We start from the raw sequence: 26,382 nt of genomic DNA, 5'->3' as shown, positions 1-26,382 counted from the left end.
CGCGTCACGCCTGGCACGGCCTGAACCTACGCAACGCCCCACTGCCGCATCACATCATCCCGGTGCAGCATATAGGTGTGGATTGAGAAAACGACAGCCCGAGTTCGTGGCAGGCGCAGAATGACCTGTTGCTCGCTGCGCATATAGGGCGCGTCTTCCCCGTGGCTGTGATCGCGCGGATCACTCTCAGCTCGCGGCGAAAACAGCTCTGGTGACTGATACCAAAGCGCGTTGAAACGCCACATGGGACGCCCCACCTGCACCCCGTCAAACAAGCGCTGAACCCGGGCTGCAAGGCCTGCATCGTAGCTGTCGACAGTCTGGTGAATGCCAATGAGCGGGCGCATGAACTTCTCGCGCAGGGTCCAGCTTGCAGGAAAGCACAACACCGCGCCCGTCAGCACATGCTCTGAACTGCCTTCCGGACGTTCCAGAAGACAAAAATCCTCCTGACAGATCAGACCAAGCGTCGCCAGTGGATCTTGCCAGTCAATTGCGACCTCAACCCCATCCGGGCGCGTCACATGATGACGCGCGCCGTCATAGCGGTGGTCGAGCACCACCTCCAACAGCTCTTGTGCCGCATCGGCCGCAGTTGGCGCCATCTGCAAAACCGCCTCACGGCTCTGCGCCAGCAACTGCGCCCGTTTCGACATCTGCCCGGCAAAGGCATCATCTGGCTTTAGCCAATCTGCCAGATCTAGCAGTTTTGATGCCCGGCAGCTTCACGGCTTCTAACGGATTGTGGGGGATGGATTTTTGCAGAATCATAAAGGCTCTCTGGACTTGTCTTTGCCTATACATAGCAAGGGATCTCAGACAGATCGCCCCCCAATACGGTCTGCGCGGGCGGGCTAGCCCAGAACACGGAGCAACAGAGACGATGCAATAAGTGCTATGAGAAAGCCCGCGCAAATTTCAAGCAGCGGCACCACCTGTGCCAGACGGCCAGAACCTGAGAAAAGGGCAAGCGCGCTGCCGCGAAGACCAAGGGCTGCCAGCCCAACCGCAATAGTGACTGAAGCCGTGCCAAGCGCCATCGCAAAGGCCCCCGCGATCCCTGCTAGGGCAATCCCCATTTGCCAGGTAATGATCAGAACAAACAGCGCGCCCGTACAGGGACGCACCGCAATACCCGCGATCAACACGGCAGCTTCGCGCCAGCTCTGCAGGCCCTCGACCTCGTCGAGGCTGGGGCCGTGCCGATGGCCACAGTCGTCGCAGACCTCATGTGAGGTGTGGTCCGTCTCGCCCGCGTGCCCCGCAGTGTGATCGTGCCCGCAGCCCGCAGACGCCTGGGTCTGGGCTTTGCGTCGCAACAGCTTACGCAGGCCGCGCAACAGCAACCACATGCCAATGGCGGCAATCGCCGCATGGCAAAGGGGGGCCAGGGTTTTCTCGGCAAGCCCGATCATGCTGTCGCGGCCAAGCTGCAGCAGCGAAATGGCGCCATAGACCAATACAACCGCCGTCACCGCCTGACCGAGGCTGGACAAAAGCGCCACAAGGCTGAGGCGCAGCCAGAGCACCCGGCGCGCCAGACCGTAGCCTCCGATCAGAACCTTGCCGTGCCCGGGTCCGATGGCGTGAAAAAACCCATAGGCAAAGCACACCAGCACCAACACCCAGAGCGCGCCGGACTGCCCTGCCCGCAGCGCGCGCAGGGCACCGGCGATCCTGTTTTGAAAGCCACGTTGTTCCTGCGCGGCCCAGTCCCCCAGCGGCGCCAACACCCCGGAAGACAGCCACCAGAGCAAAAGACACAGGCCAAGGCTGGTCGCGATCAACAGCAGCAGTTTAAGAGCTCTGGGCATGTCACCAAAATCTCGGTAGCAAAGGCGCCCCCCATAAGCGGAATGTCGTTTTCTTCCAGGTCGGCATTTGCATCCAGCCGCAGCAATTGCGCCTGCATCTGCGCCAGCCCGCCTGCGATATCCGGCTCGATCCGTTCTAGCAGACACAGCCCCTGCAGATGCGGAGACAGCGTCACCGGCAGCTTGATCTCATAGGCCGTATAGTAGGAAGGGTCGAATGCCCTGAGGGAAAAGGGCCCGGCCTGCATCGCGACCGGCTGCTGCAGCTGCCGAATGTGGCTGCTGACAATGCGCCCGTCTTTCAGCTCTGTGGTGGCCGAGAGTGGCCCCGAAAGCGGCAACAGCATGCCCGCGGCCTGAACCTCAAGATCTCCGTTGAAACCTTCATCCCAATTGGTGTCAAAACCAATGAGACGCGCGTTTTCATCCGGGGTCAGCACGCCGTCACCGTCGCTGTCCAGTTTCAGGTCCTCGGTGATCAAAAGAGAATAAAATTCATCATATTGCCAGGTGACCTTAATCTCACTTAGCCGGTTTTCATCGTCAAACCCCAGCGTAAAGCCAGTATCAATAAAGACATGCGGATGCGCCACTGCAGCGGCAGGAAAGGCGAGGCCCATGAGGAATATGAGTGGTTTCATAGCTCCGCAACCTACTGCCTGTTCCAAAGAGCTGCAATTGCACAACCCTCTGCCGACCGTCGCAACCGGCGGTTTCATGCTGAAACAGAATGGACCACAGCCGACCAAAATTGCGCAGAGGTTCCCGCCGCATTGCACGCCGCAGCATAAGAGACCAGTAAGCTGTGGTGCCTCTCGCCCAGTACCACCTCTTGTATCACCTTCGCGTGACGTTTCTTGCAGGTCACTTGCCTCAGTCGGCCGGCATGCGCACTGTTGGCCACAAAGCAACCCAAGAGGCCGCCGCCATGCCGACAGACCCTATCACCTTTGCAGGCCATTCCGGCGAAATGCTGGCGGCGCGGCTGGATCTGCCCACCGGGCCTGTGCTGGCGACGGCCCTGTTTGCCCATTGCTTCCCCTGCTCGAAAGACATCCCTGCCGCCCGCCGGATAGCAGGGCGTCTTGCTGCCATGGGCATTGCGGTGCTGCGCTTTGACTTTACCGGACTGGGCCATTCTGAAGGCGAGTTTGCCAATACCACCTTCAGCTCAAACGTTGCGGATCTGGTCGCCGCCGCGCAGTACCTGACCGGGCGCGGCATGGCGCCCGCCTTACTGATTGGGCACTCATTGGGCGGGGCCGCCGTGCTGCGCGCACGTGCGGATATTCCCTCGGTTAAAGGCGTCGTCACCCTGGGCGCGCCCTTTGACCCTGGCCATGTGTCGCACCATTTTGACGCCGCCCTGCCGGAAATCAATGCCAAGGGGCAGGCTGAGGTCAGTCTGGGGGGACGTCCCTTTGTGATCAGCCGAGACTTTGTTGAAGATATCACCGCCGAAGCCCTGACGCCCGCCATTGCAGAGTTGCACGCCGCGCTTTTGGTGATGCATGCACCGCGCGATGCCACGGTCAGCATCGACAATGCCTCCGAGATATTTTCCGCCGCCAAACATCCCAAAAGCTTTGTCACCCTGGATGATGCGGATCACCTGATCACCCGGGCACAGGATGCGGAATATGCCGCCGAGGTCATTTCGGCCTGGGCCAGCCGCTATATCGATCTGAGCCCACCTGCCCCGCCCCCCGGTGCACCAGAGGGCGTTTTGCGGGTGAGCGAGGCCGATCCGGCAGGATTTTTGCAAGACATTCAGTCAGGCCCCCATCATCACGCCTTTGCCGATGAGCCTCTGGCCTATGGCGGCACCAACAAGGGCATGTCGCCCTACGGCTTTGTCTCGGCCGGCCTCGGGGCCTGCACATCGATGACCCTGCGGATGTACGCCCGCCGTAAAGGCTGGCCGCTGGACAGCATCAGCGGTGATGGCTGTCACGACAAGGTACACGCGCAGGAGGCGCAGCCTTCGGGGCCTGCCAAAATAGACCATTTCACCCGGACCATTCGGATCTGTGGCCCTCTGGACGCCGACCAGCGTGCCAAGCTGCTGGAGATCGCCGATAAATGCCCGGTGCATCGCACTCTTGAGCACAGCTCTAAGGTCACCACGACATTGGCACAGGAGCCCGCCACGTCAGGGTGATCCGCTAGGCAGCGGCTAGGCAGCGGCCAGCCGCCGCCCGCCCCCAATCCCTTCCTCTTGCGACATTTTCCACCAAAGCGTGGCCAGACTTGCCCAATCGGCTCACCTCGCTTATGACGCGCGGTATCAACTGGACACTCCCATAAAGGTGCTTTCGCCCATGATCCCTCGCTATTCACGCCCCGAAATGGTCGCCATTTGGTCGCCCGAGACCAAGTTCCGCATCTGGTACGAGATTGAGGCCCATGCCTGCGAGGCCATGGCCAACCTCGGTGTCATCCCCCGCGAAAACGCCGACGCGGTCTGGAAAGCCAAGGACGTGGAATTTGATGTCGCGCGCATCGACGAAATCGAAGCCGTCACCAAACATGACGTCATCGCCTTTCTCACCCATCTGGCAGAACATGTGGGCTCTGAAGAGGCCCGCTTTGTGCATCAGGGCATGACCTCTTCCGATGTTTTGGACACCTGTTTCAACGTGCAGCTGGTGCGCGCCTCGGATATCCTGATCAAGGACATGGAAGCCCTGCTGGCTGCTCTGAAAACACGCGCGCTGGAACACAAAAACACTGTCCGTGTTGGCCGCAGCCATGGCATCCACGCCGAGCCCACCACCATGGGGCTGACATTTGCGCGATTTTATGCCGAAATGGACCGCAACCTGTCACGTCTGAAACTGGCCCGTGAAGAAATCGCAACCGGTGCTATTTCGGGCGCTGTCGGCACCTTTGCCAATGTCGACCCTGCTGTTGAAGAGCACGTCTGCGCCGAGCTGGGCCTGAGCCCCGAGCCCATTTCGACCCAGGTGATTCCGCGCGACCGCCACGCCATGTTCTTTGCCACCCTTGGCGTCATTGCCTCGTCGATCGAAAACGTCGCCACCGAAATCCGCCACATGCAGCGCACCGAGGTGCTGGAAGGCGCGGAATTCTTCTCGATGGGACAAAAAGGCTCGTCCGCCATGCCGCATAAGAAGAACCCAGTTCTGACGGAAAACCTCACCGGTCTGGCCCGTCTGGTGCGCTCTGCCGTGATCCCCGCGATGGAAAACGTCGCCCTGTGGCACGAGCGCGATATCTCGCACTCGTCTGTTGAGCGCGCCATTGGCCCCGATTGCTGTGTCACGCTGGACTTTGCCCTGGCGCGTTTGACAGGTGTTATTGAGAAGATGCTGATCTTCCCCGACAACATGCTGGACAACATGAATAAGTTTCCTGGCCTGGTGATGAGCCAGGCGGGTTCTTCTGGCGCTGACACAGGCCGGTGTTTCGCGTGAAGATGCCTATTCCATGGTGCAACGCAACGCTTTGAAAGTCTGGGAAGAGCGCCTTGATTTCGCGAGTTGCTGCTGGCGGACGCCGAAGTGGTTGCGGCCCTCGGCGAACAGGGTGTCGAGGAAAAATTCGACATGGATTATCACACCAAGCACGTTGATACGATCTTTAAGCGGGTGTTTGGCGCCTAGGCCCGCTGGCCAGACAAGAGACACCAGATGCTATACCAGAGACGCCCTGCCTGAACAGCAGGGCGTTTTTTTTGTGCCCCGCGGCGCTTAATCTGCGCGGCCCTTTATCCGCGAGGCCAAAGTCGCAGCAAATCACAGCAACGTGAGTAGTCGCTAATTCGATGATTCTTCGCAGCGGCGACCTTTTGGGGCTATACTGGGGGCAATTCAAATCAGCCGGAGTTTTTTCATGCGTTTTCTCGTTCTTGCCGCGGCCCTAACCCTGCCTGTTGCGGCCTTCGCGGCTGGTGACAATGACTGGAATCCCCCCAAACCCACAGACACGACAAAAACCTGCAAAGGCAAAAGGGTCTGGGATGAGGAAAAGGGCCGCTGCGTGCGCCCCAAGCAGTCCTCGCTCAACCAGGACGGGTTGTTTGATGCGGTGCGCGAGCTGGCCTATGCCGGACGCAATGAGGATGCCCAGGCGGTACTGGCGGCCATGAGCGACCAAAGCGCTGCGCGTGTTTTGACCTACTGGGGCTTTACCCCATCGCAAGCTGGGCAACCGGTCCCTTGCCAATGCCTATTATGATCAGGCCATTGCGCAGGACCCCGACAACCTTTTGGCGCGCTCTTACATGGGGCAAGGCTTTGTTGAAGAAGGTCAATTCGGTCTGGCGATGATCCAGTGGAAAGAAATTCGCGCCCGCGGCGGTATAAATACATGGCCAGAAGCCGCATTGCGGCAGGCTTTGGAAACCGGTGCCACAACAAGCTATTGAACTTCAGCTTTTATTTACCGCTTACGGTGTAGTTTGAACCTGACCGAAAAAGAATCTTTTTGGCTAGGGTGCTAGAATGCTGCAAGACGATATGTTGGCTCTACCAATGACCACCGGTGGCGGCGGGATGGGAGACTTTTCTCCTCCGGCTCCTGCTGGCATGGGGGGATCGTCTATGGGCGCCACAAAACTGAGCGGCAAGGCGAAGGCTGCGATTGTTGTGCGTCTCTTGCTCAATGAAGGCGCCGACATCCCAATCGAGGATCTGCCGGACGATTTACAGATGGAACTGACCCAGCAGATGGGCCGGATGCGTCTGGTCGATCGTGACACGCTCTATGCGGTGGCCAGCGAATTTGCCGAAATGCTCGACAATGTTGGCCTGACTTTTCCAAATGGACTGGCCGGTGCGCTGACCGCCATGGACGGGCGCATCAGTCGCCAGACCGCCAGTCGTCTGCGCAAAGAGGCAGGCGTGCGCCAGTTTGGCGATCCCTGGGAGCGTTTGAAGGCGCTGCCACCAGAAGACCTCGCCTCATTGGCAGAGGGCGAAAGCATCGAGGTTCCAGCCGTTCTGCTGTCAAAGCTTGACACCGCCAAGGCGGCCCAAATGCTGGTACACCTTCCGGGTCCAGTCGCGCGCCAGATCACCTACGCCGTTAGCCACACCAGCAACGTCACACCAGAAACCGTTGATCGCATTGGCCTATCCCTTGCAGCCCAGGTTGATGCCCGCCCAGATCTCGCCTTTGATGCCACGCCGGGTCAACGGGTTGGTGCCATCTTGACCGAGGCCGCCGCGGCCAAGCGAGAAGAAGTTCTCATTGCGCTGGTAGAAGAAGATGAAGAGTTTGCCACCGACGTGCGCAAGTCGATCTTCACCTACGGTCTGATCGACAGCGTATGCAGCCGCTGGATGTACCAAAACTGATGCGTGTTCTGGCAATTCCCGAACTGGTCACGGCCATCGCCTTTGCCACCGATGAAGACGACATCGCCACCAATGATTTCCTGCTCGACAATATGTCCAGCAGGATGGCCACGAACATCCGCGAAGAAGTGGGAGAACGCGGCAAGGTCAAACGCACTGATGGTGAAACTGCGTTTGGTCTGATCGTTTCTGCGATGCGTGATCTGATCACAAGCGGTGAGATAGAGCTTAAAGCGGATGAGGAGGAAGAGGAGGCTTAACGTCCCTTTTCTCTGCCCCATAGCGTGACCACCGGGTGAGTTACCCGGTGAAACATCAGGTCAAGGCCGTGATTCACGGCCTTTCGCGGACCTCAGCGCAGCCTGCCCGGCGGACACTCCCAGATGTTTCGCGCCTTGGACGGCTCAGAAGGTCACAGGTTGTGCCCCAGTTCAGCGGGGAGTATGATTTACCTGTGATCGTTAACCACCGCAGGCCAGCCCTATATGCCCCTAGCCCCCTCGCAACTTTCGGCCAGAAAACGGGCCTCCTATTTTGCCGAAAACATTGCCCGCGGGGTGTTTTGGGACTGGCGGGTCTTGTGCCCTACCGCTGGCGCATCCCTTTGATGGGAAAGCTGATCAGCGCGCTGGGGTCTGTCATCGGGTTTGACCGCAGAGTGCGCGAAAACCTTGCTCTCACCTGCCCGGAGCTGACTGACGAAGATGTGTCCCGTCTCTGCCGCGAAGTCGGCAATAATGCGGGGCGTACCATTACAGAGCTTTACGCTGGCGCTCCTTTTCTCAAACGTGCCCATGCGGCCCCAATCACCGGGCCGGGTCTAAAGGCTCTGGAAGAGGCGCGGGCATCGGGGCGGCCGGTCATTCTGGTCACCGGTCATTTTGGCAATTACGATGCGGCCCGTGCCGGTTTGATCTCGCGTGGCTTTGCCATGGGAGCCCTGTACCGCCGCATGGCTAATCCCTTTTTCAACGCCCATTATGTGGCGACCATCGAACGGATTGGCACGCCAATGTTCGAACAGGGGCGCCGCGGCATGGTCGAAATGGTGCGCCATCTCAAAAAGGGTGGAATCATTGCCATCGTCGCTGATCTGCATGTTCATGGCGGCGAGCTGATCGACTTTTTTGGCAAACCAGCTGTGACCTCAACGGTGCCTGCTGAGCTGGCTCTGAAATATGGCGCTGCCCTTATTCCGGTCTATGCGATCCGGCAGGAAAACGGCCTGGATTTTGAGGTGCTTTTGAACGCGGAAATTCCTGCATCCGACCCTATCACCATGACAAAAGCCATTTGCGATGACCTAGAAGGCGTTGTGCGTCGCCACATGGGACACTGGTTCTGGATCCACCGGCGCTGGAAACCCTATGTTCCGATTCCAAAACCTGCTGCGCCGACAGAAAACCCGGCAGATAACCCGGCACAATACCCGGCTTCGACCAGCTAGCCGACTACCAAAGGCACAGGCCTCAAAGGTTTAGAACTTTGGCTCGGACCTTAGAGGTCGCAAACCAAGCCTGCCTCAGTCCGGTGCGATATGCGCGGCGGCAAGCATTGCCCCATAGGGGCCCTGCTGCACCAAAACAGCCCCCGGCTGCGCGCCATCAAAGTCAACCGTGATGGAGATTGCCTGCTGCCCGTCCCAGACCTCGATCTGCTGCAACTCCTCCACCACATTTGCATAGGTGATCCGGTGGCCCGCCAGCTCTCCGCGCGCAATATCAACAGATTTAAGCGGCGCATAGCGCGCGATCTGAATAGAGATGGGATGATCCGGCAGCGCAATACGCGGCACCAGCGACAGGGTCAGGTGCCTGCCGCTCCTTTTGATGTCCAGCGCCACAGGGCGCGGCGTTGACTGATGCGCCTGAATTGCCTCCGAGATCGCCATGGCATCAGCGCCCGAGATGGCCTGGTGCCCCATGACATCATTTGCGGCGTGTAGATCATTTTGCGACCCGCCCTATGGGCATAGCCCTTTTGGCGACGACTAAAGGCAGGGCTGGCAAAAATATCCTTCCAGCCAATGTAGTCCCAGTAGTCAACGTGCAGCGCCAGGGCCAGAACATCCCGTCGCTGGGCCAACTGCTTCAGAATTGCATCCGCCGGGGGACAAGACGAGCAGCCCTGCGAGGTAAACAACTCAACCACCACTGGCTCTGGGGCCGCCCCCTCAAGATGCTGCGCCGAGGTCAGGCTGGGCAGCAGGAAACACAGGCTGGTGCACAGGCTAGTGCACAGGCCCCTGGACAGGGCGGAGGACACATTGGTAGCAAGAGCCGCAAAAATACTCATATCCGGATCTTTCTGTTGCAGACCCTTCAGATCTACTTCGCCCCGCAAATTAACGCCAATCACTCCTTCTTGAGCCCGGCGAGAGCGCTTTGATGAAAAATTTGTGTACTATCGCATACAAAAACGCCCCCTGCGGCGTTTCAGCTATTGAACGAAAGAGTAACCTGATGCAGATAGCATGCAGCGAATTCCCTAATTCACACTCCAGAGGGAGGCCAAAATGCCTATTACCGTCGGACAGAACAATGCAAAACCGCGCCGCAGCTTGAGCGCAGGTGGCAAATCAATCTCATTTTTCTCGATCCCCGCCGCAACCGAAGCGGGTCTCGGAGACTTTTCGAAACTGCCGGCAGCCCTGAAGGTTGTGCTGGAAAACATGCTGCGTTTTGAGGACGGCGGCTTTTCGGTCTCGGTAGAGGATATCAAAGCCTTTGCCGAATGGGGTGCCAATGGTGGCAAGAACCCCCGCGAAATCGCCTATCGCCCTGCCCGCGTTCTGATGCAGGATTTCACCGGTTCCCGCCGTTGTGGATCTTGCAGCCATGCGCGACGGCATCAAATCGCTGGGCGGTGACGCCACCAAGATCAACCCGCTGGTGCCGGTTGATCTGGTGATTGACCACTCGGTGATGATCGACGAGTTCGGCAACCCACCGCGTTCCAGATGAACGTTGACCGTGAAAATGAGCGCAACATGGAGCGCTATACCTTCCTGAAATGGGGCCAAACCGCCTTTAACAACTTCCGCGTGGTCCCCCCCGGAACCGGTATCTGCCACCAGGTGAACCTGGAATATCTGGCACAGACAGTCTGGACCGACACGGACCAGGACGGCAATGAAGTCGCCTACCCTGATACGCTGGTGGGCCCCGACAGCCACACCACCATGGTCAACGGCGCCGCCGTTCTGGGCTGGGGTGTTGGCGGTATTGAGGCCGAAGCTGCCATGCTGGGCCAGCCAATCTCGATGCTGATCCCCGAAGTTGTCGGATTTGAGCTGACAGGCGCCATGGTCGAAGGCACCACCGGGACTGACCTCGTGCTGAAAGTTGTCGAAATGCTGCGCGCCAAGGGCGTTGTTGGCAAGTTCGTCGAATTCTACGGTGCCGGTCTTGATCGTCTGCCGCTGGCCGACCGGGCGACAATCGCCAATATGGCGCCTGAGTACGGTGCCACCTGTGGCTTCTTCCCGATTGATGCGGAAACCATCCGCTATCTGGAAAACACCGGCCGCGATAAGGATCGTATTGCCCTTGTTGAGGCCTATGCCAAGGCAAACGGTTTCTGGCGTGATGCGGACTATGCTCCGATCTACACCGACACCATGCATCTCGCATGGGCAGCATCGTTCCCGCCATCTCGGGTCCGAAACGTCCGCAGGACTATGTTGCGCTGACCACGGCCAGACCGCCTTCCGTCGCGAGATGGAAGAGACCTTTAAGCGTCCCATGGGCAAAGAAGTCGCTGTCAAAGGCGAAGACTACACCATGGAAAGCGGCAAGGTCGTGATCGCCTCGATCACCTCCTGTACCAACACGTCGAACCCCTATGTGATGATCGGCGCCGGTCTTGTTGCCCGCAAAGCCGCCGCTCTGGGCATGGATCGAAAACCCTGGGTTAAAACCTCGCTGGCCCCCGGCTCGCAGGTTGTTTCGGCCTATCTCGAAGCGGCTGATCTGCAAAAAGACCTCGATGCGGTTGGCTTTAACCTTGTTGGCTATGGCTGCACCACATGTATTGGTAACTCGGGCCCAATCCAGTCGGAAATCTCCGAAGCCATTGCCGAAGGCGATCTGGTTGCGACCTCTGTTCTGTCGGGCAACCGCAACTTTGAAGGCCGTATCAGCCCTGATGTGCGCGCCAACTACCTGGCCTCACCGCCGCTGGTTGTGGCCTATGCGCTGGCCGGCACGCTGGACATCAACCTCGCAACCGATGTGATCGGTCAGGACCGTGACGGCAATGACGTCTACCTGAAAGACATCTGGCCCAGCACGCAGGAAGTTGCAGATCTGGTGCAGGCGACTGTCACCCGTGAGGCCTTCTTGTCGAAATATGCCGACGTCTTCAAAGGCGACGAAAAGTGGCAGGCTGTCGATGTTCCGGATCAGGAAACATACGATTGGCCCTCCGCCTCGACCTATATCCAGAACCCACCTTACTTCCAGGGTATGAGCAGCGAGCCCGGCACCATCTCCAACGTGACAGGCGCCAAGGTTCTGGCAATTCTGGGCGATATGGCCACCACCGACCACATCTCTCCGGCCGGCAGCTTTGCCACCACCACACCTGCGGGCAAATATCTGACCGAGCGTCAGGTGCAGCCCCGTGAATTCAACTCCTATGGCTCACGCCGGGGCAATCACCAGATCATGATGCGCGGCACATTCGCCAATATCCGCATCAAGAACGAGATGCTTGACGGGGTTGAAGGCGGCTATACCAAAGGCCCCGATGGCAGCCAGATGGCGATCTATGACGCCTCGATGGCCTATCAGGACGCCGGCACGCCGCTGGTGATCTTTGGTGGTGAACAGTATGGCGCCGGCTCCTCGCGGGACTGGGCTGCCAAGGGCACAGCCCTGCTGGGCGTCAAGGCCGTGATCGCCGAGAGCTTTGAGCGGATCCACCGTTCCAACCTGGTTGGTATGGGTGTTATCCCGTTCGAGTTCACCGGTGACGACAGCCGCAAGTCCCTGGGCCTGACCGGAGACGAAACCGTGTCCATCTCTGGCCTCGACACCATCAAGCCGCTGCAAGAGGTGCCCTGCACCATCACAATGGGCGATGGCTCTGTCAAAGAGATCACCCTGAAGTGCGGTATCGATACGGCACCCGAGATTGAATACATCGAAAATGTCGGTGTGCTGCATTACGTGCTGCGCAACCTTGCCAAGTCATAAATCAATCTGACATCTCACTCTTGACGGGCGCCCCTTGGGGCGCCCTTCTGTGTTTACAGGCCATGGGATTTATCTACACGGAGGTTGCGCATGAAGACGGTTCTTATCACAGGCGGCGCATATGGCATTGGCCGCGCCATCGCCCGAGCCTTTGTGCCCGACCACCATGTCGCCATCACCTGGCACAACACCGCGCCGCAGGCTCTGCTTAAAGAGGCCCCTGACATCCTCGCGCTCAAATCCGACCTCACCACGGACGGCGCGGCACAGCAGGTTGTCGATGGGGCGATCGCCCGGTTCGGCCGCCTCGATGTCATCGTCAACAATGCAGATGGCGCCGCCGCAACACCGCTTGATCACTTTGACGCCGCCGCCTATCGCGATATTCTGGATATCAATCTTCTGGCGCCTGCGGCGCTGTTGTCCGCCGCCTTGCCGCATCTGCAGCCAGGAGCAGCTATCGTCAGCCTCTCGTCTGTTAACGCAGCACTGCCGCCCAAAGGTGCCGTGGCGTATGGCGCCAGCAAGGCAGGGCTCAATCTGTGGACCCGTGGCATGGCAAAAGAGCTTGGGCCGCGCGGCATCCGCGTCAGCGCCGTCGCCCCCGGGGCTGTGACCGTGGCAGAAAAGCCGCGCGACGCGGAGCTGACAGAGCTGTTTGTCAAAGACACCGCACTGGGACGGCTGGCCGAGGCCGATGACGTTGCCCAGGCGGTCCGCTTTCTCGCATCATCAGCCGCCCGCAGCATCACCGGCGAGATCCTCGGCGTCTCCGGCGGCTACCGCCTGTAGCGCGGCCTGTAGCGCGACCTGTAGCGCGACCTGTAGCGCGTTGTCAGGCCCTGTGCACATCAACTGTGGAGCGCTACGCTATTGTTTGCACCGGTAAAAACAGCAAGACTGCAGGCATGAAACAGATCAACTCTATCACGGGCTACCATGCCCATGTGTACTTCGATGCCGACGGCCTTGAGCTCGCACGCAGCCTTTGCCAAAGAGCCGCTGAACTCTTTGGTGTAAAAATGGGACGGGTGCATGAAAAAGCCGTCGGGCCGCACCCTATGTGGTCCTGCCAACTGGGTGCCACCCCGGATCAGTTCGCGCAGCTGCTGCCCTGGCTGGCCCTGAACCGGCAGGATCTCGTGGTCTTTGCCCATCCCGAAACGGGCAATGAGCTGGAAGACCACCGAGATCACGGCATCTGGCTGGGCACAGGTCTGGCGCTTGATCTGACGGTGTTTGGCTGAAGACTTTTGTTGCGCGCAGCTATTCGCCGCGCGCTTTTTCCAGTGCGGGACGCAATGTGCTTTCGATTGCGCGCGTGGTCAAAGGCCCGGCAAACCGCAGGATGATTTTGCCGGATCCATCAATCACATAGGTTTCCGGAACACCGTAAACGCCCCAGTCCAGCGCCATACGGCCCTTATCATCGCGACCAATGGCGGCGTAGGGGTCGCCCAGTTCCGCCAGGAAAGACGCAGCATTCTCCAGCTGGTCCTTGTAGTTCACCCCGTAGATCTTGATGCCCTCTTGTTTCAGAGCCTCCAGATTTGGGTGTTCCACGCGACAGGGCGCACACCAGCTGGCCCAGTAGTTGACCAGCTTTACTTCGCCATCGCGCAGGGTCGCATCATCAAAGGGGAGTTTGCCGGGCAACGCGCTCAGCTCCACCTTTGGTGCCAGCTGGCCTTCGCGCGCCGAAGGCAGGCTTTCGGGGTCATCCCGGTACATGCCTGTCAGCGCAAGCCCGACACAGCTGGCAAAACCACAATGGGCAGAACCATCAATGGAGCGACTTTAGCCATCGCGGCGCATCCTTTGTTCCAGCGCATCCATCTCGCGGCGCACCCGCCGACCGCGCCACAGGGTCATCCCCACCAGCAGTGCAAGCAGGATGATTGACGCCCCATAGGCCGCAAGCACGGTGTCGCTGTATTTTCCAAGATCTGGCATCATGCTGACTCTCCCTGCCGCTCACGCGCCAAAAGCGCCTTTATCCGCCGGGCCCGGATCTCTGTGCCGGTGCGGTAAAACACCATGGCGATGAAAAACAACCCAAAGCCAATCATGCAGATATAGAGCGGGTTGGAAAAGGCATCGGCCACGTTCTCTTTTTTATCCAGCGACAGCGAGGCCCCCTGATGCAGCCCCTGGTTCCAGAAATTCACCGCATAGCGGCTGAGCACGGCAAAAACCGTCCCCACCAGACACAGGATCGCGGTAAGGTCGGCGGCTGTATCCGGGTCATCAATGGCTTCCCACAGGGCGATATAGCCCAGGTAGAACAAAAACAGCACCAGAAACGAGGTCAGACGCGGATCCCAGGCCCACCAGGTGCCCCACATCGGCTGGCCCCAGATGGCGCCCGTCGCCAGCGCAATCAGCGTCATCACGATCCCCACAGGTGCTGCGGCCCTGGCGGCCAGCGCACTGACGTGGTGGCGGCGGATCACCCAGATCAGCGAGGCCACCAGCATCATAAACCAGGCGTTGATCGCCATAAGGGCCGCAGGCACATGCAGAAAAATAATCTTGACGGTTGATCCCTGCCGGAAGTCATCCGGGGTGAAAAAGAACCCCCAGACCAGCCCCACAGCCATCAAAAGAGCTGAGCTGACCCAGAGAGCAGGCATAACCCGTTCCGAGGTCCGCAGGAATTTTCGCGGGTTGGCATATTCCCAGATCGACATAGTGGCTCTCTCGTTCCCGTGGTTTGGTTAACTACATAGCTAGCGAAGATTGATACGCAAGACAGCGGCGCTGGCAAAGGGCATCAATGCAATAACTGCTGCGGAAATTCCGGCCAGCATCAGCAAGGGCGTCTCGACCCCCATGCCCAAAGCACCGCGCCGCGCGGCCTCGGCGCCAAAGATCAGCGTTGGCACATAGAGCGGCATCACCAAAAGCGACAGCAACAGCCCGCCGCGTTTCAGCCCCACCGTGAGGGCGGCGCCAAAGGTGCCAATCACCGACAGGGCCGGTGTGCCCAAAAGCAGTGAAATCACCACCCAAATATAGCCCTCAGGCGGCAGGTTCAGCAGCACCCCCAACAGAGGTGCGGCCAGCACCAGCGGCAACCCGGTGGTGATCCAATGGGCCAGGGCTTTGATGCTGACAACCGCCTCCAGCGGCAAGGGAGCCGTGGCCAGCAGGTCGAGCGAGCCATCTTCCCAGTCAAGCGCCAGCAGGCGATCCAGCGACAACAGGCAAGACAACAGCGCGCCCAGCCACAAAACACCGGGGGAGATCCGCGCCAAAAGATCGGATTCAGGCCCAACAGAAAACGGCACCACCACGGTGACAATCAGGAAAAACGCCAGTCCCAGGCCAAAACCCCCACCCGCCCGCACTCCCAGGCCCAGATCCCGCACCAAGAGCGCTCTCACAAGAACGCCCCGTCAAAATCACCCAGCCCCACCGGTTTGGCCTTATAGGGGCCGACATCCACACCGCCGCATCCAGCCCCAGGTCGATATGGGTGGCTATCAGGGCCGATCCCTGCGCCGCAAGGTGGTGGCGCACCGCCGTGGCAAACAGTGCGACAGAGGCCTGATCGAGGCTCACGGTTGGCTCATCCATCACCCAGATTGCGCGCCCCGTGACCAGCATCCGCGACAGGCCCAACCGACGTTTTTGCCCCGCTGACAGCGCACCGGCCGGGCGGTTGCGCAACGCCGTGAGGTTATAGGCCTCAAGGGCTGCCTCAATGGAGCGGGTGCCAAAAACGCTGGCCCAGAAGCTGAGGTTCTCAGCAACCGTCAGGGCGGGTTTCAACCCATCAGAATGGGCGGCATAGGCGATTTGATCTTCGCCACCTGTCACTGTTCCGGCCAGCGGCGGCTGCAGCCCGGCAATGCTGCGCAACAAGGTGGTTTTGCCGATCCCGTTTGGCCCACGCAGAATCAAAGCCTGCCCGGGCTTCAGCGCAAAACTGATCCCGTCGAGCACCGGGATCCCGCCACGGGCGATGCGCAGATTTGATACATTCAGTGTCATGAATACAGGCTTATCTCATTGCTTGGCTGCACAAAAGTCACAAAGCACCGGCAAAGACCTTGTGGCAGATCAAATCCCAGGCTGGAGCGGCTGAAACAGAGAAACTCACTCGTGAGCTCCCCGAAGTTAAGGGCCATCTCAGACTGGCCCAATCTCAAACAGGCAGAACAGCCAGAGCGATGCGCCGCCCCTCAGAGAGCAGCACATTATAGGTCCGGCAGGCCGCAGGAGAGTTCATCACCTCATGCCCAAGCCCGGCTTCCTCAAGCTTTTGCCGCAGATCCGCCGGGATATGGGCAATCTCAGCGCCAGTGCCGATGAACAAAACATCCACCGTGCCCGCCAGCGCCAAAAGCGCCGCATCGTCGGCGTAGCCCTGCCAGGAGACAACTCCGGTCGCGCTGGCCAATACCGCCCCCTGATGCACCTGACCTGCAATGCGAAAAAATCCGGGACCATAGCCATCGACCGGCCTTGCCTCGGTAAACGTGACTTCATTGAGTTGCATCGGCATGTCCTTTCTCAGATCTGTTGCGCACTGCCTTGGACAGAGACTTGCGGTGCCAAAATCGCAGGCTGAAAACAATTGGAGCCGCAGGAAATTCCCACGGCTCCGTTAGATAGTATCATCCCAACCCGACCCGGCAAAGGCAAGGTCTGCTCAGCTGCAAAAGCCCGCGCGTCAGGCATCCACATTGGCAAACTGGTTGCCAGATGTATTGCTCGGCTTGCTCCAGTCGCGTTTGACACCGAGCCAAAGCAAAATGGTCGAGGCGACAAAGAACGACGAATACGTCCCGACAATAACGCCCCAGATCATCGCAAAGACAAAGCCACGGATCACATCACCGCCGAGCACATAGAGCGATATCAGCGCCAACAGGGTTGTGACCGAGGTCATCATGGTACGGCTGAGGGTTTCGTTGATCGACAGGTTCAAAACCTCGGCCAGATCCTTTTTCTTATAGCGGGCAGGTTTTCGCGCACCCGGTCAAACACCACCACCGTATCGTTCAGCGAATAGCCCACAATGGTGAGCAGGGCCGCAATGATCGCCAGGTCGAATTTGATCTGCAACTCTGAGAAAATGCCGATGGTCAGGACCACGTCATGCACCAGTGCAACAACCGCGCCCAGGGCAAACTGCCATTCAAACCGCAGCCAGATATAGACAAGCACCGCGCCAATCGCCAGCATCACGGCCAGAACCGCCGTCTGCACCAGCTCGCCTGAGACCTTGAGTCCCACGGATTCGACCGAAACAAACTTGATGCCCGGCGCCACCGCGTCCAGTGCGCCTTTGAGAATTTCGATCACCTCGCCGGAAATGGCCTCACCGTCGGCCTGGGCCTGGATGCGGATCATCGCGACGTGCTGGTCGTCTTCAAAAGTAGGATCAAACACCTCGGTGTTTGAAATATCGCCCAGCTCAAGCGGCGCTATGGCGTCGCGGTAGACCTTGACGTCAATCGCCGTGGTGCTTTCGGTCCGAACCGTGGTGCCACCGCGAAAATCGAGACCAAAATTCAGCCCCTGCAGGCCAAAGGACACCAGCCCCACAACCATCATAAGAGCGGAAATACTCAGCCAGATCTTCCACTTGCTGAAGAAATCGAATGAGGTTTCCTTGGGAACAAGTCTAAGCCGCATGATTACACCTCAATCTGTTTGGGACGGCGACGTTCAAACCACATCACAATGATAAGCCGGGTGACAAAGATCGCGGTAAAGACCGCGGTCATAATCCCCAGCCCCAGCGTGATCGCAAAGCCCCGCACCGGACCAGAGCCCATGGCAAACAGGATAACGGCGGTGATGAAGGTGGTGATATTGGCATCAAGAATGGCGCTCAGCGCCTTGGAGTAGCCCTCGTCGATGGCACGTGCCGGCCCCCGGCCCGCTTCCAGCTCTTCGCGAATACGCTAAAAGATCAGCACGTTGGCGCCAACCGCCATACCAACCGTCAGCACGATACCAGCGATACCCGGCAGGGTCAGCGTCGCGCCAATGAGGCTGAGAATGCCAAAGATCAGTGCCACGTTCAGGATCAGCGCCACATTGGCAAAGAGGCCGAACAGACCATAGCTCAGCGCCATAAAGACCAGCACGGCAACAAAGGCCACGATGGTGGCAACCTTGCCGGCATCAATACTGTCCTGGCCCAGCTCTGGCCCGATGGTGCGCTCTTCGAGGAATTCCAGCCCGGCAGGCAGGGCACCCGCCCGCAACAGGATCGCCAGATGGGTGCTTTCCTCGATGGTGAAGTTCCCGGTGATAATACCGGAGCCACCTGGGATATGAGATTGGATCACCGGCGCCGAGACGACCTCGTCATCCAGCACAATGGCAAAGGGAGAGCCAATGTTTTCAGCGGTGTAGTCGCCAAATTTGCGCGCACCGGAGGTGTTAAAGCGGAAATTCCCCGCCGGGCTGCCGTTTTGATCAAAGGTCGGCTGTGCATCCACCAGCTCCTCGCCGGTGACCACCGGGGCCGCCTCAACCGTATAATACGCGCCCGGCTCATCAACCGAAGGGATGACTTTGTTGCCAACACCGGCAGGCGCGTCCGGGTCAGAGCCACGCCCGACAACAGGGCTAAAGGTCAGCTGTGCCGTGGTGCCAATGATGGCTTTCAGCTCGGAGGCTGAGCCAATGCCCGGCACCTGAATAAGGATCCGGTCGGCTCCCTGGCGCTGGATGGTCGGCTCGCGGGTGCCAACCTCGTCGATACGGCGGCGCACGATTTCCAGCGACTGGCGCACGGTGCGGTCATCAGAGGCAAGACGTTCGGCCTCGCTCAGCTCAATCGTGATAATGTCACCGGCACCGGACACCGTGATATCCGAGGCCCCGGCCCCAGTCAGGCTGGTAATCGGATTGGCCAGCCCACGCACCACGTCCAGCGCGCGTGCCATGCCTTCCGGCTTGGTGATCTTGAGGCGAATCTGGCCCTCGGGGGCCTGCTGACGCCGAAAGCTGCCAACGGCCGCACGTTCAGGACGCAGTGCATCGCGCACTTCGGGCCAGAGCGCATCCATGCGGGCGGCATAGACATCTTCGACCTTCACTTCGGCCAAAAGATGCGCACCACCGCGCAGATCCAAACCCAGATTGACCAGAGACGATGGCAGAAAAGACGGCCATTGTTCCACCAGTGCCTGACGTTCAGCCGTGTCGCCCATGGCGATGATTTCCGCGGCGGCGTCGTTTGACTGCTCAACGCGGGTATAAAAACCGTTTGGCAGGGCAAGCAAAAGGCCGGTCACACAAACCAGCCAAATTACGACCCTTTTCCAGAGATCAATTTGAAGCATTGCCCTGCCTTTTCAATGTGTTATGACGGGCTTCTTAAGCTGCCGGCTCGGTCTTGCTCAGCACCTGTGCGATGGTGGATTTCACCACACGCACCTTAACGCCTTCGGCCAGTTCAACTTCGACCTCATTATCGTCTTTGACCTTAGCAATCTTACCGATGAGACCACCCTGGGTCACCACCTGGTCGCCGCGGCGCACATTGGCAACCATCTGCGTGTGTTCTTTCATCTTTTTCTGCTGCGGGCGGATCAGCAGGAAATACATGATCGCAAAGATCAGGATGAGGGGGAGAAACTGGCCGATTTGGTTCATATCCACGGGGGTCTTCCTTCTGTCTGGCGGGAGCTCTGTTTCAGGCCCCTATTTGGCCGGGAACCTATGCGGTGAACCGGGACATTGCAAGGCAGGGACCGCGTTACACAGAAGAAGACTTTTACTCTGGCGCGGTGGCACGTCTAATCCAGCGCAACAGCGGGCCACATATACTGATTGCAAGCCCGAATTCATACAGCATCGAGCTACTCTTGTGCGCCGCAGATTGGCGCCAGATTTTCCTCAAGCGGACCCGGCTCCGTTGCCGGTGACACGCAGCTTGACGCAAGGGAATGCTCCACATACTCTCCCATTGATTGTAGTTAAAATTTGGAGTTTTGATTATGGGATGGCTGGCAGAAACAGCGAGACAACAGTTGATAGCGCTCCTGCGAAGGTTGCTTGACATGTACAACCGTATCAATAAGGGCTGGCAAGCCATGGAACGGCCCCGCGCGGCGCTAGAACTGGCAGCTCTAGCCCAGTCCGGCTACACAGGACTGACAGCCGGCGTCAGCGAAATTCCGCAAAATTACCTCACCTTATTTGCCGCCACCATCAAAGCCATCGAAGAGACGAATAAGCTCATGGCGACGCTTCTGAAAGCCGAGCAAGCCAAAAAAGACCAGGTTGGCGGTGCAGGTGGCGCGGTTCGACAAGCACAGTTGCTACCGATCTGAATTTGAACTGTCTGAATTTCAACCTGCTCATTTCGGAGGACGGGAAACGCCATGTCCAATAGCGACGCACAGCTAAAAGCACTCATCAACAAGGGGGCCTCCGATTACAAGGCTTTCGACTCCCTGGCGAAAAAAACCCTTGCGGAAATCAGCAAACTGCAAAGTTCTCTGACATCCGCCAAGCCCTTCTCGCCGGACTTCAAGAAAAAAGGCTGGCTGAAAGCCGCCACCGATGCCAAAGCCGATAAGAAAGTTCTCGACCTGCTCAAGAAAATTGAGGCCAAGGGACAGCGCGATGACTGTGTCAGCGTCGTCAAGCTGATGAAGGGAAAAAGCGAGCTGAAAAAGGTCGAGGCGGAGATCTCTGCCCTTCTGACCAAGGACAAGGCCGAAGCCGCTAAACTGGAAAAGACCATAGCCAAGGTGAGCAAGCTGCAACCCGTCGCGGACAAACTCGAAACGGTCGAAAAGACCTTGGATCCGAAGTTTGCAAAACTTATCCAGGCCTTTGAGAAAATCAATAAGGCCATTGAGGCGAGTAAAAAGGCGAAAAAATAGCCCTAAGCGGGGGCCTTGGTCAAATGCTACGCGCAGTTTTTTGCCCGGCATGAGCGATGCTTTCCGCGCCGCTGCAACAACAACTTCTATTCGGTAATCATCCCCTTTCCCTTCCGTCGCCTGTCGGGCATAGCTGACGTGATTGATTCAAACGGCACGACAGGAGCAGACCAATGCATGACATCCGCGCAATCCGCGAAAACCCAGCCGCTTTTGATGCCGCTCTGGCGCGGCGTGGGGATGCGGCCGGGTCGTCAGAGATTCTGGCGCTGGACGAAGCGCGCCGCGCCAAAATTCAGGAATCTGAGGCGGCGCAGGCCGCACAGAACAAAGCCGCCAAAGAAATTGGTGCCGCCAAAGCCAAGGGCGACACTGAGACCTTTGAGCGCCTGCGCGGCGAGGTGGCTGCCAAAAAGGCCGAAGTGGCCGCGCTGCAGGTTGAAGCCAAAGAGCTTGACGCCAAGCAGACCGACATTCTGGCCCGCATTGCCAACCTGCCGGCCGATGATGTGCCAGATGGCGCTGACGAGGATGACAATGTCGAGGTAAACCGCTGGGGCACCCCGCCCACGCTGGGTTTTGCCGCGAAAGAGCATTTTGAGATCGCCGGCGTCTCTGCCAGCATGGATTTTGAAACCGCCGCCAAGACCAGTGGCGCCCGTTTTGTCTTTCTTAAGGGCGGTGTTGCCCGGATCCACCGCGCGCTGGCCCAGTTCATGGTCGACACCCATGTCGATGAGAATGGCCTCACCGAGGTCCAGACCCCGGTTCTGGTACGCGATGAAGCCATGTATGGCACAGATAAGCTGCCCAAATTTGGCGAAGACAGCTATCAGACCACCAATGGCTGGTGGCTGGTGCCCACCTCAGAGGTAACGCTGACCTATTCCGTCGCCGGGGATGTGCTAGAGGCCAGCGACCTGCCAATCCGCATGACGGCGCATACCCAGTGTTTCCGCTCTGAAGCTGGCAGCGCGGGGCGTGATACCTCGGGGATGCTGCGTCAACACCAGTTTGAAAAGGTCGAGATGGTCTCGATCACCCCCCCGGACGAGTGGGATGCCGAGCAAAAGCGCATGCTGCGCTGCGCTGAGGGTCTGCTGGAGAAGCTGGGCGTGCCCTACCGTACCGTGGTGCTCTGCACCGGTGAAATGGGGTTCGGCGCCCGCCGCACCTATGACATCGAGGCCTGGCTGCCCGGGCAGGATGCCTACCGCGAGATCTCTTCTGTCTCCACAACCGGCGCGTTTCAGGCCCGCCGCATGAACGCCCGCTTTCGCCCTGCGGAGGGCGGCAAGCCAGACTTCGTCCACAGCCTGAATGGCTCTGGTCTGGCTGTCGGGCGTTGCCTGATCGCCGTGTTGGAAAACCGGCCAACAACAGGACGGCTCGGTGAAACTGCCCGAGGTGCTGGCGCCCTATCTCAAAAACAAACTGACCCTGACGGCCAGTGGTGAGCTGGTCTAACCTGCCACCGCACAAGGAAAAATGCCTGTGATAATATGACAAAAGCCGGCGTCTCGAAGGAGATCGCCGGCTTTTGTCATATTATCAGGCCCAGTGCTATTCCCAGGCCAGTGTTGTTCTAAGGCCCAGTGTGACGTCTTTGGGACGACTAATCGGGGACAGGGGACGCGGCTATTTTGCGGCTTTGTTTTTCTTATCGGCCTTTGATTTTGACTTGGGTTTTTTCGCAGGCTCGCTGCCCTGCTCCAGGCTTTCGAGAATGGCCTTGGCTTTGGCCTTTTCGCGCTCAATCGCTCGGCGCGCTTCGGCCTTCATTTTCTTCGCTTTGGCCCGGGCTTGTTCCTTGGCTTTGGAAAACTCCTCCATCAGGCTTTCTGCCTTGCGCGCGGCCTTCTTTGCCTTGGCCTTGGCCTTGGCTGCCTTTTGTTCGGCCGCGGCCCGTGCGGCTTCCGCGGCCGCCAGGGCTGCGCTCAGCGCCTCTTCGGCCTCCGACACCAGGGTCTTCTCAGCCTCCGACAGTTTTGCTGCCAGATGTGTTGCAGACTGCTGGGGTTTGGCCGGGGTCTTTGCAGCCTCCTTGGGTTTAGATCGCGCCCCGGCAGTTTTTGCCGGTACTTTGCCTTTGGGCTTCACAGCAGGTCTGGCTGCTCTCTTTGTGGTGGTCGGAGCCGCCGGTTTCGCTGCAGGCGCGCCCAGGCCTGCGGCGGCCTGTTTCAGTCGCGCAGCACGCGCCGCACCGATACCAGGAATGGCCTTCAGATCCTCAAGGGAGGTCATTGCGATGGCCTCGCCCGTTTTCAGACCATGCGTCTGCAAAACTTTGGCCAGTGCCGGCCCTACGCCCAGTCAATTTGGTGATATCGGTCATTCCACACGTACTCCTAAAAAAATTCCCTGCCGCGCGTCAATCCTTGCAACCGATCATTGCACAACAAGGCTTAGGCGGGAAAGGGCACAAGTCGCTTATTGTCTTCATCCCAAAGCTTTAGCGACAGCGCGCGGATCGCCTCGCCAAATTTTATGCGCCGCAGGGCATATTCTGACGGAAGGCTGTAGTGGCATTGGCGCAACCGATAGCTGGGAATGCGGGCGTTGAAATGGTGGATGTCATGCAGGGTGATATTGGCCACCGCAAAATCAAAAAACCAGCCAAAATCCAGGCAGGAAGACCCCTGTAGCGCTGCCTCGGCCGGGTTCAGATCCGGGCGGCGGTCCCAATAGGTGTCCTCAAAATTATGCTGCAGGTAGACGAGAAACACGCCGATCATGCCACCCAGCAGTGAGAAGACAAACCAGATCAACAGCCCCTGCCCGCCCGCAACCCGGTACAAGAGCCAAAGCAGCGCCAGGATCACCAGATTGTGCAACACAACCCCAAGGGCGCCGAAGCGGCTGCTGTTCTTGGGCCAGCGATAGCGGATGAAATAGGTGAAGACCGCGCCAGCCGGCACCATAATCAACGGATTGCGGTACAATCGGTAGTAAAGCCGCTGCCAGGGTCCGGACTCGCGCCACTCCCGCAGGGTCATGGTATGAATTTCACCGGTTTCGCGATGTTCAAGATTGCCAATATTGGCGTGGTGCAGATTGTGGTTCTGCTTCATCACCTCAAAAGGTGCAAAGGTAAAAGGCGACAGCACATGTCCTGCCAGTTCATTCTGGCCACGGCTCTCAAACAACGAATGATGGCCGGTGTCGTGCTGCAAAACGTAAAGCCGCACAGAGGCAAAGGCAAAGATGACCCCGGCAGGCAGCAACACATACCATGTTTCGCGAAAAGAAATCGCCAGAGCAAGAGCGCTGAAGTAGACGATAAATGTCCCAAAAAAGCTGGCCGCAGCCAGTCTGTTGTCTTGCTGGGCAAATTTGCGCGTGTAGCTTCTCAGGTCCATTGCATCCCCTTAAACACACAGATTAAATTCACAGACTAAATAGGCGGTGTAACACCTGCTTGACACTCTCGGGCGACCAACGGGCATCGTCACAGCCCCGCAAGCCAGCCCAAATGGCAGGACAGGCCACCAGAGTTGCTGAAAGTTAATTTAGCAAAACATTGCAAAACTTCAATCAATCACAGGGGGATTAGTGCAACTCACCTCCCCATAAGGTAGAGCTGCAAAAAAAACACCCCGAAACGCCAGCTCCGGAGTGTTGTTGGATGATTTTTGAAAACCGCCGGGCGCAGTGGTCTAGTCGCGTCGCCCGGAAAGATGTTTCCGCAGCTTGGACGGAGGCGCCTTTTTGCGCCCTTTAAAGGGGTTCTTGTCGCTCTGCCCGCGCATCGTCAGGCGGCTGGGGGAGCCCTGCATGTCAAAATCCTGACGCAACCCATTGACCAGATGCCGGGTGTAGCTTGCAGGAATCTTGTCAGGGTGGGAACACATCACCACAAATCCCGGTGGTCGGGTCTTTGCCTGGGTCATATAGCGCAGTTTGATCCGTTTGCCCTGTGGTGCGGGGGGCGGATGCTGCTCCAGCATGCCCGTCAGCCAGCGGTTCAGCGCAGCCGTTGGGACACGTCGGTTCCAGACATCATAGGCGCGCATGACGGCCGCATGCAGACGATCAAGCCCCTTGCCGGTTTTGGCCGAAACCGGCACCAGAGGTGCGCCGCGCAGCTGTGGCAACAGCCGGGTAAAGCTCTCTTTCAGCGCGCTCAGCTTTTCTTGTTTATTGTCTTCAATATCCCATTTGTTCACCGCAACAACCACAGCGCGGCCCTCACGTTCGGCCAGGTCAGCAATCCTGAGGTCCTGCTGCTCAAACGGAATCTCGGCATCAAGAAGGATCACCACCACCTCGGCAAATTTGACCGCGCGCAGACCATCAGAGACCGATAGTTTTTCCAGCTTTTCCTGCACCTTGGCCTTTTTGCGCATGCCTGCTGTATCAAAGATGCGCATCGGCGTGCAGGCCCAGTCGATCTGCAGCGAGATCGCATCGCGGGTAATCCCCGCCTCGGGGCCGGTCAGCAGACGGTCTTCGCCAAGGATCTTGTTGATCAGGGTGGATTTGCCCGCGTTGGGCCGACCCACAACAGCCACCTGCAGCGGTTTTTCACGTGTGGGCACAGGCGCTGGCGGTGCCGTGTCTGCGTCCCAGTCTTCGTCCTCATCCAGTTCCACATCAACCACAGGAGAATGATCCACCGCATCGGCCTCGAACTGGTCTGCCAGCGGCACCAGCTCTGAATAGAGATCGGTCATGCCTTCGCCGTGTTCGCCCGAGAGACGCAGCGGCTCGCCCAGACCCAAACCATAGGCTTCAAGCACACCTGCCTCGGCGGCATTGCCTTCGGCCTTGTTGGCGGCAAGAATGACATGCGCTGACTTGCGACGCAGGATCTCGGCAAACATCTCGTCCACCGGGGTCACGCCCGTGCGGGCATCAATCATGAAGAGGCAGATATCAGCCATGTCCACCGCCCGCTCGGTGAGGCGCCGCATGCGCCCTTCCAGCGAGTTGTCCGTGACGCCTTCCAGACCCGCGGTATCAATCACCGTAAAGCGAAGATCGCCCAGACGGGCTTCGCCTTCGCGCAGATCACGCGTCACGCCGGGCTGGTCATCGACCAGCGCCAGCTTTTTGCCCACAAGGCGATTGAACAGGGTGGACTTGCCCACATTTGGACGGCCCACAATAGCGAGGGTAAAAGACATCGGACCCAACTTTCAGCGTTTGAGACGCGCCCAATAGCGCATCTCGGCGTCCACGGCCAGAG

The 26,382-nt window shown here is 58.8% G+C and carries 16 protein-coding genes and 11 pseudogenes; 11 read left to right on the top strand and 16 right to left on the bottom strand.

What is annotated here, in order from left to right:
• Positions 1 to 26: 26 nt before the first annotated feature.
• The 3 genes from B4968_RS05325 to B4968_RS05315 form a co-directional block, all read right to left on the bottom strand.
• The gene (locus B4968_RS05325) at positions 27 to 656 is read right to left on the bottom strand and encodes a heme-dependent oxidative N-demethylase family protein (protein ID WP_338153213.1); all 630 of its coding nucleotides are present in this window, start codon (positions 654 to 656) and stop codon (positions 27 to 29) included.
• Between the two features lie 198 nt (positions 657 to 854).
• A complete protein-coding gene (locus tag B4968_RS05320) occupies positions 855 to 1,814 on the bottom strand; it encodes a nickel/cobalt transporter (protein ID WP_083097219.1) in 960 nt (319 codons plus the stop codon).
• Entirely contained in the window at positions 1,784 to 2,455 is a 672-nt protein-coding gene (locus B4968_RS05315) for a DUF1007 family protein (protein WP_083097217.1), read from the bottom strand. The genes B4968_RS05320 and B4968_RS05315 overlap by 31 nt, the downstream gene beginning before the upstream one ends.
• A gap of 287 nt (positions 2,456 to 2,742) precedes the next feature.
• Between B4968_RS05315 and B4968_RS05310 the strand changes: the two genes are divergently transcribed.
• The 5 genes and pseudogenes from B4968_RS05310 (at position 2,743) to B4968_RS05290 (ending at position 8,582) form a co-directional block, all read left to right on the top strand.
• Positions 2,743 to 3,975, top strand: a complete 1,233-nt coding sequence (locus B4968_RS05310) for a bifunctional alpha/beta hydrolase/OsmC family protein (protein ID WP_083097263.1) — start codon at positions 2,743 to 2,745, stop codon at positions 3,973 to 3,975.
• A 160-nt stretch (positions 3,976 to 4,135) separates the two neighbouring features.
• Positions 4,136 to 5,440, top strand: a pseudogene (purB, locus tag B4968_RS05305) (adenylosuccinate lyase).
• A gap of 229 nt (positions 5,441 to 5,669) precedes the next feature.
• Positions 5,670 to 6,204 (top strand): annotated as a pseudogene (locus B4968_RS05300) (tetratricopeptide repeat protein).
• Between the two features lie 76 nt (positions 6,205 to 6,280).
• Positions 6,281 to 7,395: pseudogene (locus B4968_RS05295) on the top strand (flagellar motor switch protein FliG).
• Positions 7,396 to 7,620: 225 nt separating this feature from the next.
• Positions 7,621 to 8,582, top strand: a pseudogene (locus B4968_RS05290) (lysophospholipid acyltransferase family protein).
• 75 nt (positions 8,583 to 8,657) lie between these two features.
• Here B4968_RS05290 and B4968_RS05285 read toward each other — a convergent pair.
• A pseudogene (locus B4968_RS05285) lies at positions 8,658 to 9,430 on the bottom strand (DUF1223 domain-containing protein).
• Positions 9,431 to 9,650: 220 nt separating this feature from the next.
• Here B4968_RS05285 and acnA point away from each other — a divergent pair.
• The 3 genes and pseudogenes from acnA to B4968_RS05270 all read left to right on the top strand — a co-directional run bounded on the left by acnA (position 9,651) and on the right by B4968_RS05270 (position 13,580).
• Positions 9,651 to 12,333: pseudogene (gene acnA / locus B4968_RS25590) on the top strand (aconitate hydratase AcnA).
• A gap of 90 nt (positions 12,334 to 12,423) precedes the next feature.
• Positions 12,424 to 13,125, top strand: a complete 702-nt coding sequence (locus tag B4968_RS05275; RefSeq protein WP_083097214.1) for an SDR family NAD(P)-dependent oxidoreductase — start codon at positions 12,424 to 12,426, stop codon at positions 13,123 to 13,125.
• Between the two features lie 116 nt (positions 13,126 to 13,241).
• Entirely contained in the window at positions 13,242 to 13,580 is a 339-nt protein-coding gene (locus B4968_RS05270; protein ID WP_083097261.1) for a DOPA 4,5-dioxygenase family protein, read from the top strand.
• 19 nt (positions 13,581 to 13,599) lie between these two features.
• Here the strand turns inward: B4968_RS05270 and B4968_RS05265 are convergent.
• The 9 genes and pseudogenes from B4968_RS05265 to yajC all read right to left on the bottom strand — a co-directional run bounded on the left by B4968_RS05265 (position 13,600) and on the right by yajC (position 19,956).
• A pseudogene (locus tag B4968_RS05265) lies at positions 13,600 to 14,138 on the bottom strand (DsbE family thiol:disulfide interchange protein).
• Complete coding sequence (gene ccmD, locus B4968_RS05260; protein ID WP_173907531.1) at positions 14,131 to 14,289, bottom strand: heme exporter protein CcmD; 159 nt, start codon at positions 14,287 to 14,289, stop codon at positions 14,131 to 14,133. The pseudogene B4968_RS05265 and the gene ccmD overlap by 8 nt, the downstream one beginning before the upstream one ends.
• Positions 14,286 to 15,023 (bottom strand): heme ABC transporter permease, encoded by a 738-nt coding sequence (locus tag B4968_RS05255; protein WP_083097212.1) that lies wholly within the window; start codon positions 15,021 to 15,023, stop codon positions 14,286 to 14,288. The genes ccmD and B4968_RS05255 overlap by 4 nt, the downstream gene beginning before the upstream one ends.
• A 39-nt stretch (positions 15,024 to 15,062) precedes the next feature.
• On the bottom strand, positions 15,063 to 15,719 hold the full coding sequence (gene ccmB / locus B4968_RS05250) for a heme exporter protein CcmB (RefSeq protein ID WP_083097210.1): 657 nt from the start codon (positions 15,717 to 15,719) through the stop codon (positions 15,063 to 15,065).
• Positions 15,716 to 16,329: pseudogene (gene ccmA / locus B4968_RS05245) on the bottom strand (heme ABC exporter ATP-binding protein CcmA). Before ccmA ends, ccmB begins: the two are co-directional and overlap by 4 nt.
• A gap of 154 nt (positions 16,330 to 16,483) precedes the next feature.
• Positions 16,484 to 16,837: an Mth938-like domain-containing protein gene (locus B4968_RS05240; RefSeq protein WP_083097256.1), complete on the bottom strand. Its 354-nt coding sequence runs from the start codon at positions 16,835 to 16,837 to the stop codon at positions 16,484 to 16,486.
• Between the two features lie 174 nt (positions 16,838 to 17,011).
• Positions 17,012 to 17,979 (bottom strand): annotated as a pseudogene (gene secF / locus B4968_RS05235) (protein translocase subunit SecF).
• A 2-nt stretch (positions 17,980 to 17,981) separates the two neighbouring features.
• A pseudogene (gene secD / locus B4968_RS05230) lies at positions 17,982 to 19,643 on the bottom strand (protein translocase subunit SecD).
• Positions 19,644 to 19,677: 34 nt separating this feature from the next.
• A complete protein-coding gene (yajC, locus tag B4968_RS05225; RefSeq protein ID WP_083097253.1) occupies positions 19,678 to 19,956 on the bottom strand; it encodes a preprotein translocase subunit YajC in 279 nt (92 codons plus the stop codon).
• A 407-nt stretch (positions 19,957 to 20,363) separates the two neighbouring features.
• Between yajC and B4968_RS05220 the strand changes: the two genes are divergently transcribed.
• The 3 genes and pseudogenes from B4968_RS05220 to serS all read left to right on the top strand — a co-directional run bounded on the left by B4968_RS05220 (position 20,364) and on the right by serS (position 22,661).
• Entirely contained in the window at positions 20,364 to 20,636 is a 273-nt protein-coding gene (locus tag B4968_RS05220; RefSeq protein ID WP_139792576.1) for a hypothetical protein, read from the top strand.
• A gap of 51 nt (positions 20,637 to 20,687) precedes the next feature.
• Positions 20,688 to 21,194 (top strand): hypothetical protein, encoded by a 507-nt coding sequence (locus B4968_RS05215; RefSeq protein ID WP_083097205.1) that lies wholly within the window; start codon positions 20,688 to 20,690, stop codon positions 21,192 to 21,194.
• Between the two features lie 173 nt (positions 21,195 to 21,367).
• Positions 21,368 to 22,661: pseudogene (serS, locus tag B4968_RS05210) on the top strand (serine--tRNA ligase).
• A gap of 171 nt (positions 22,662 to 22,832) precedes the next feature.
• Here the strand turns inward: serS and B4968_RS05205 are convergent.
• The 3 genes from B4968_RS05205 to der all read right to left on the bottom strand — a co-directional run bounded on the left by B4968_RS05205 (position 22,833) and on the right by der (position 26,320).
• A complete protein-coding gene (locus B4968_RS05205) occupies positions 22,833 to 23,477 on the bottom strand; it encodes a helix-hairpin-helix domain-containing protein (protein ID WP_241525584.1) in 645 nt (214 codons plus the stop codon).
• Positions 23,478 to 23,599: 122 nt separating this feature from the next.
• Positions 23,600 to 24,553: a fatty acid desaturase gene (locus tag B4968_RS05200; protein ID WP_083097201.1), complete on the bottom strand. Its 954-nt coding sequence runs from the start codon at positions 24,551 to 24,553 to the stop codon at positions 23,600 to 23,602.
• A gap of 297 nt (positions 24,554 to 24,850) precedes the next feature.
• The gene (gene der, locus B4968_RS05195) at positions 24,851 to 26,320 is read right to left on the bottom strand and encodes a ribosome biogenesis GTPase Der (protein WP_083097198.1); all 1,470 of its coding nucleotides are present in this window, start codon (positions 26,318 to 26,320) and stop codon (positions 24,851 to 24,853) included.
• Positions 26,321 to 26,382 lie beyond the last annotated feature (62 nt).

Origin of the sequence: Pseudophaeobacter leonis (genome assembly GCF_002087335.1) — a bacterium.
GTDB classification, from domain to species: Bacteria; Pseudomonadota; Alphaproteobacteria; order Rhodobacterales; family Rhodobacteraceae; genus Pseudophaeobacter; species Pseudophaeobacter leonis.
This window is presented reverse-complemented; position numbering and strand designations above follow the sequence as displayed.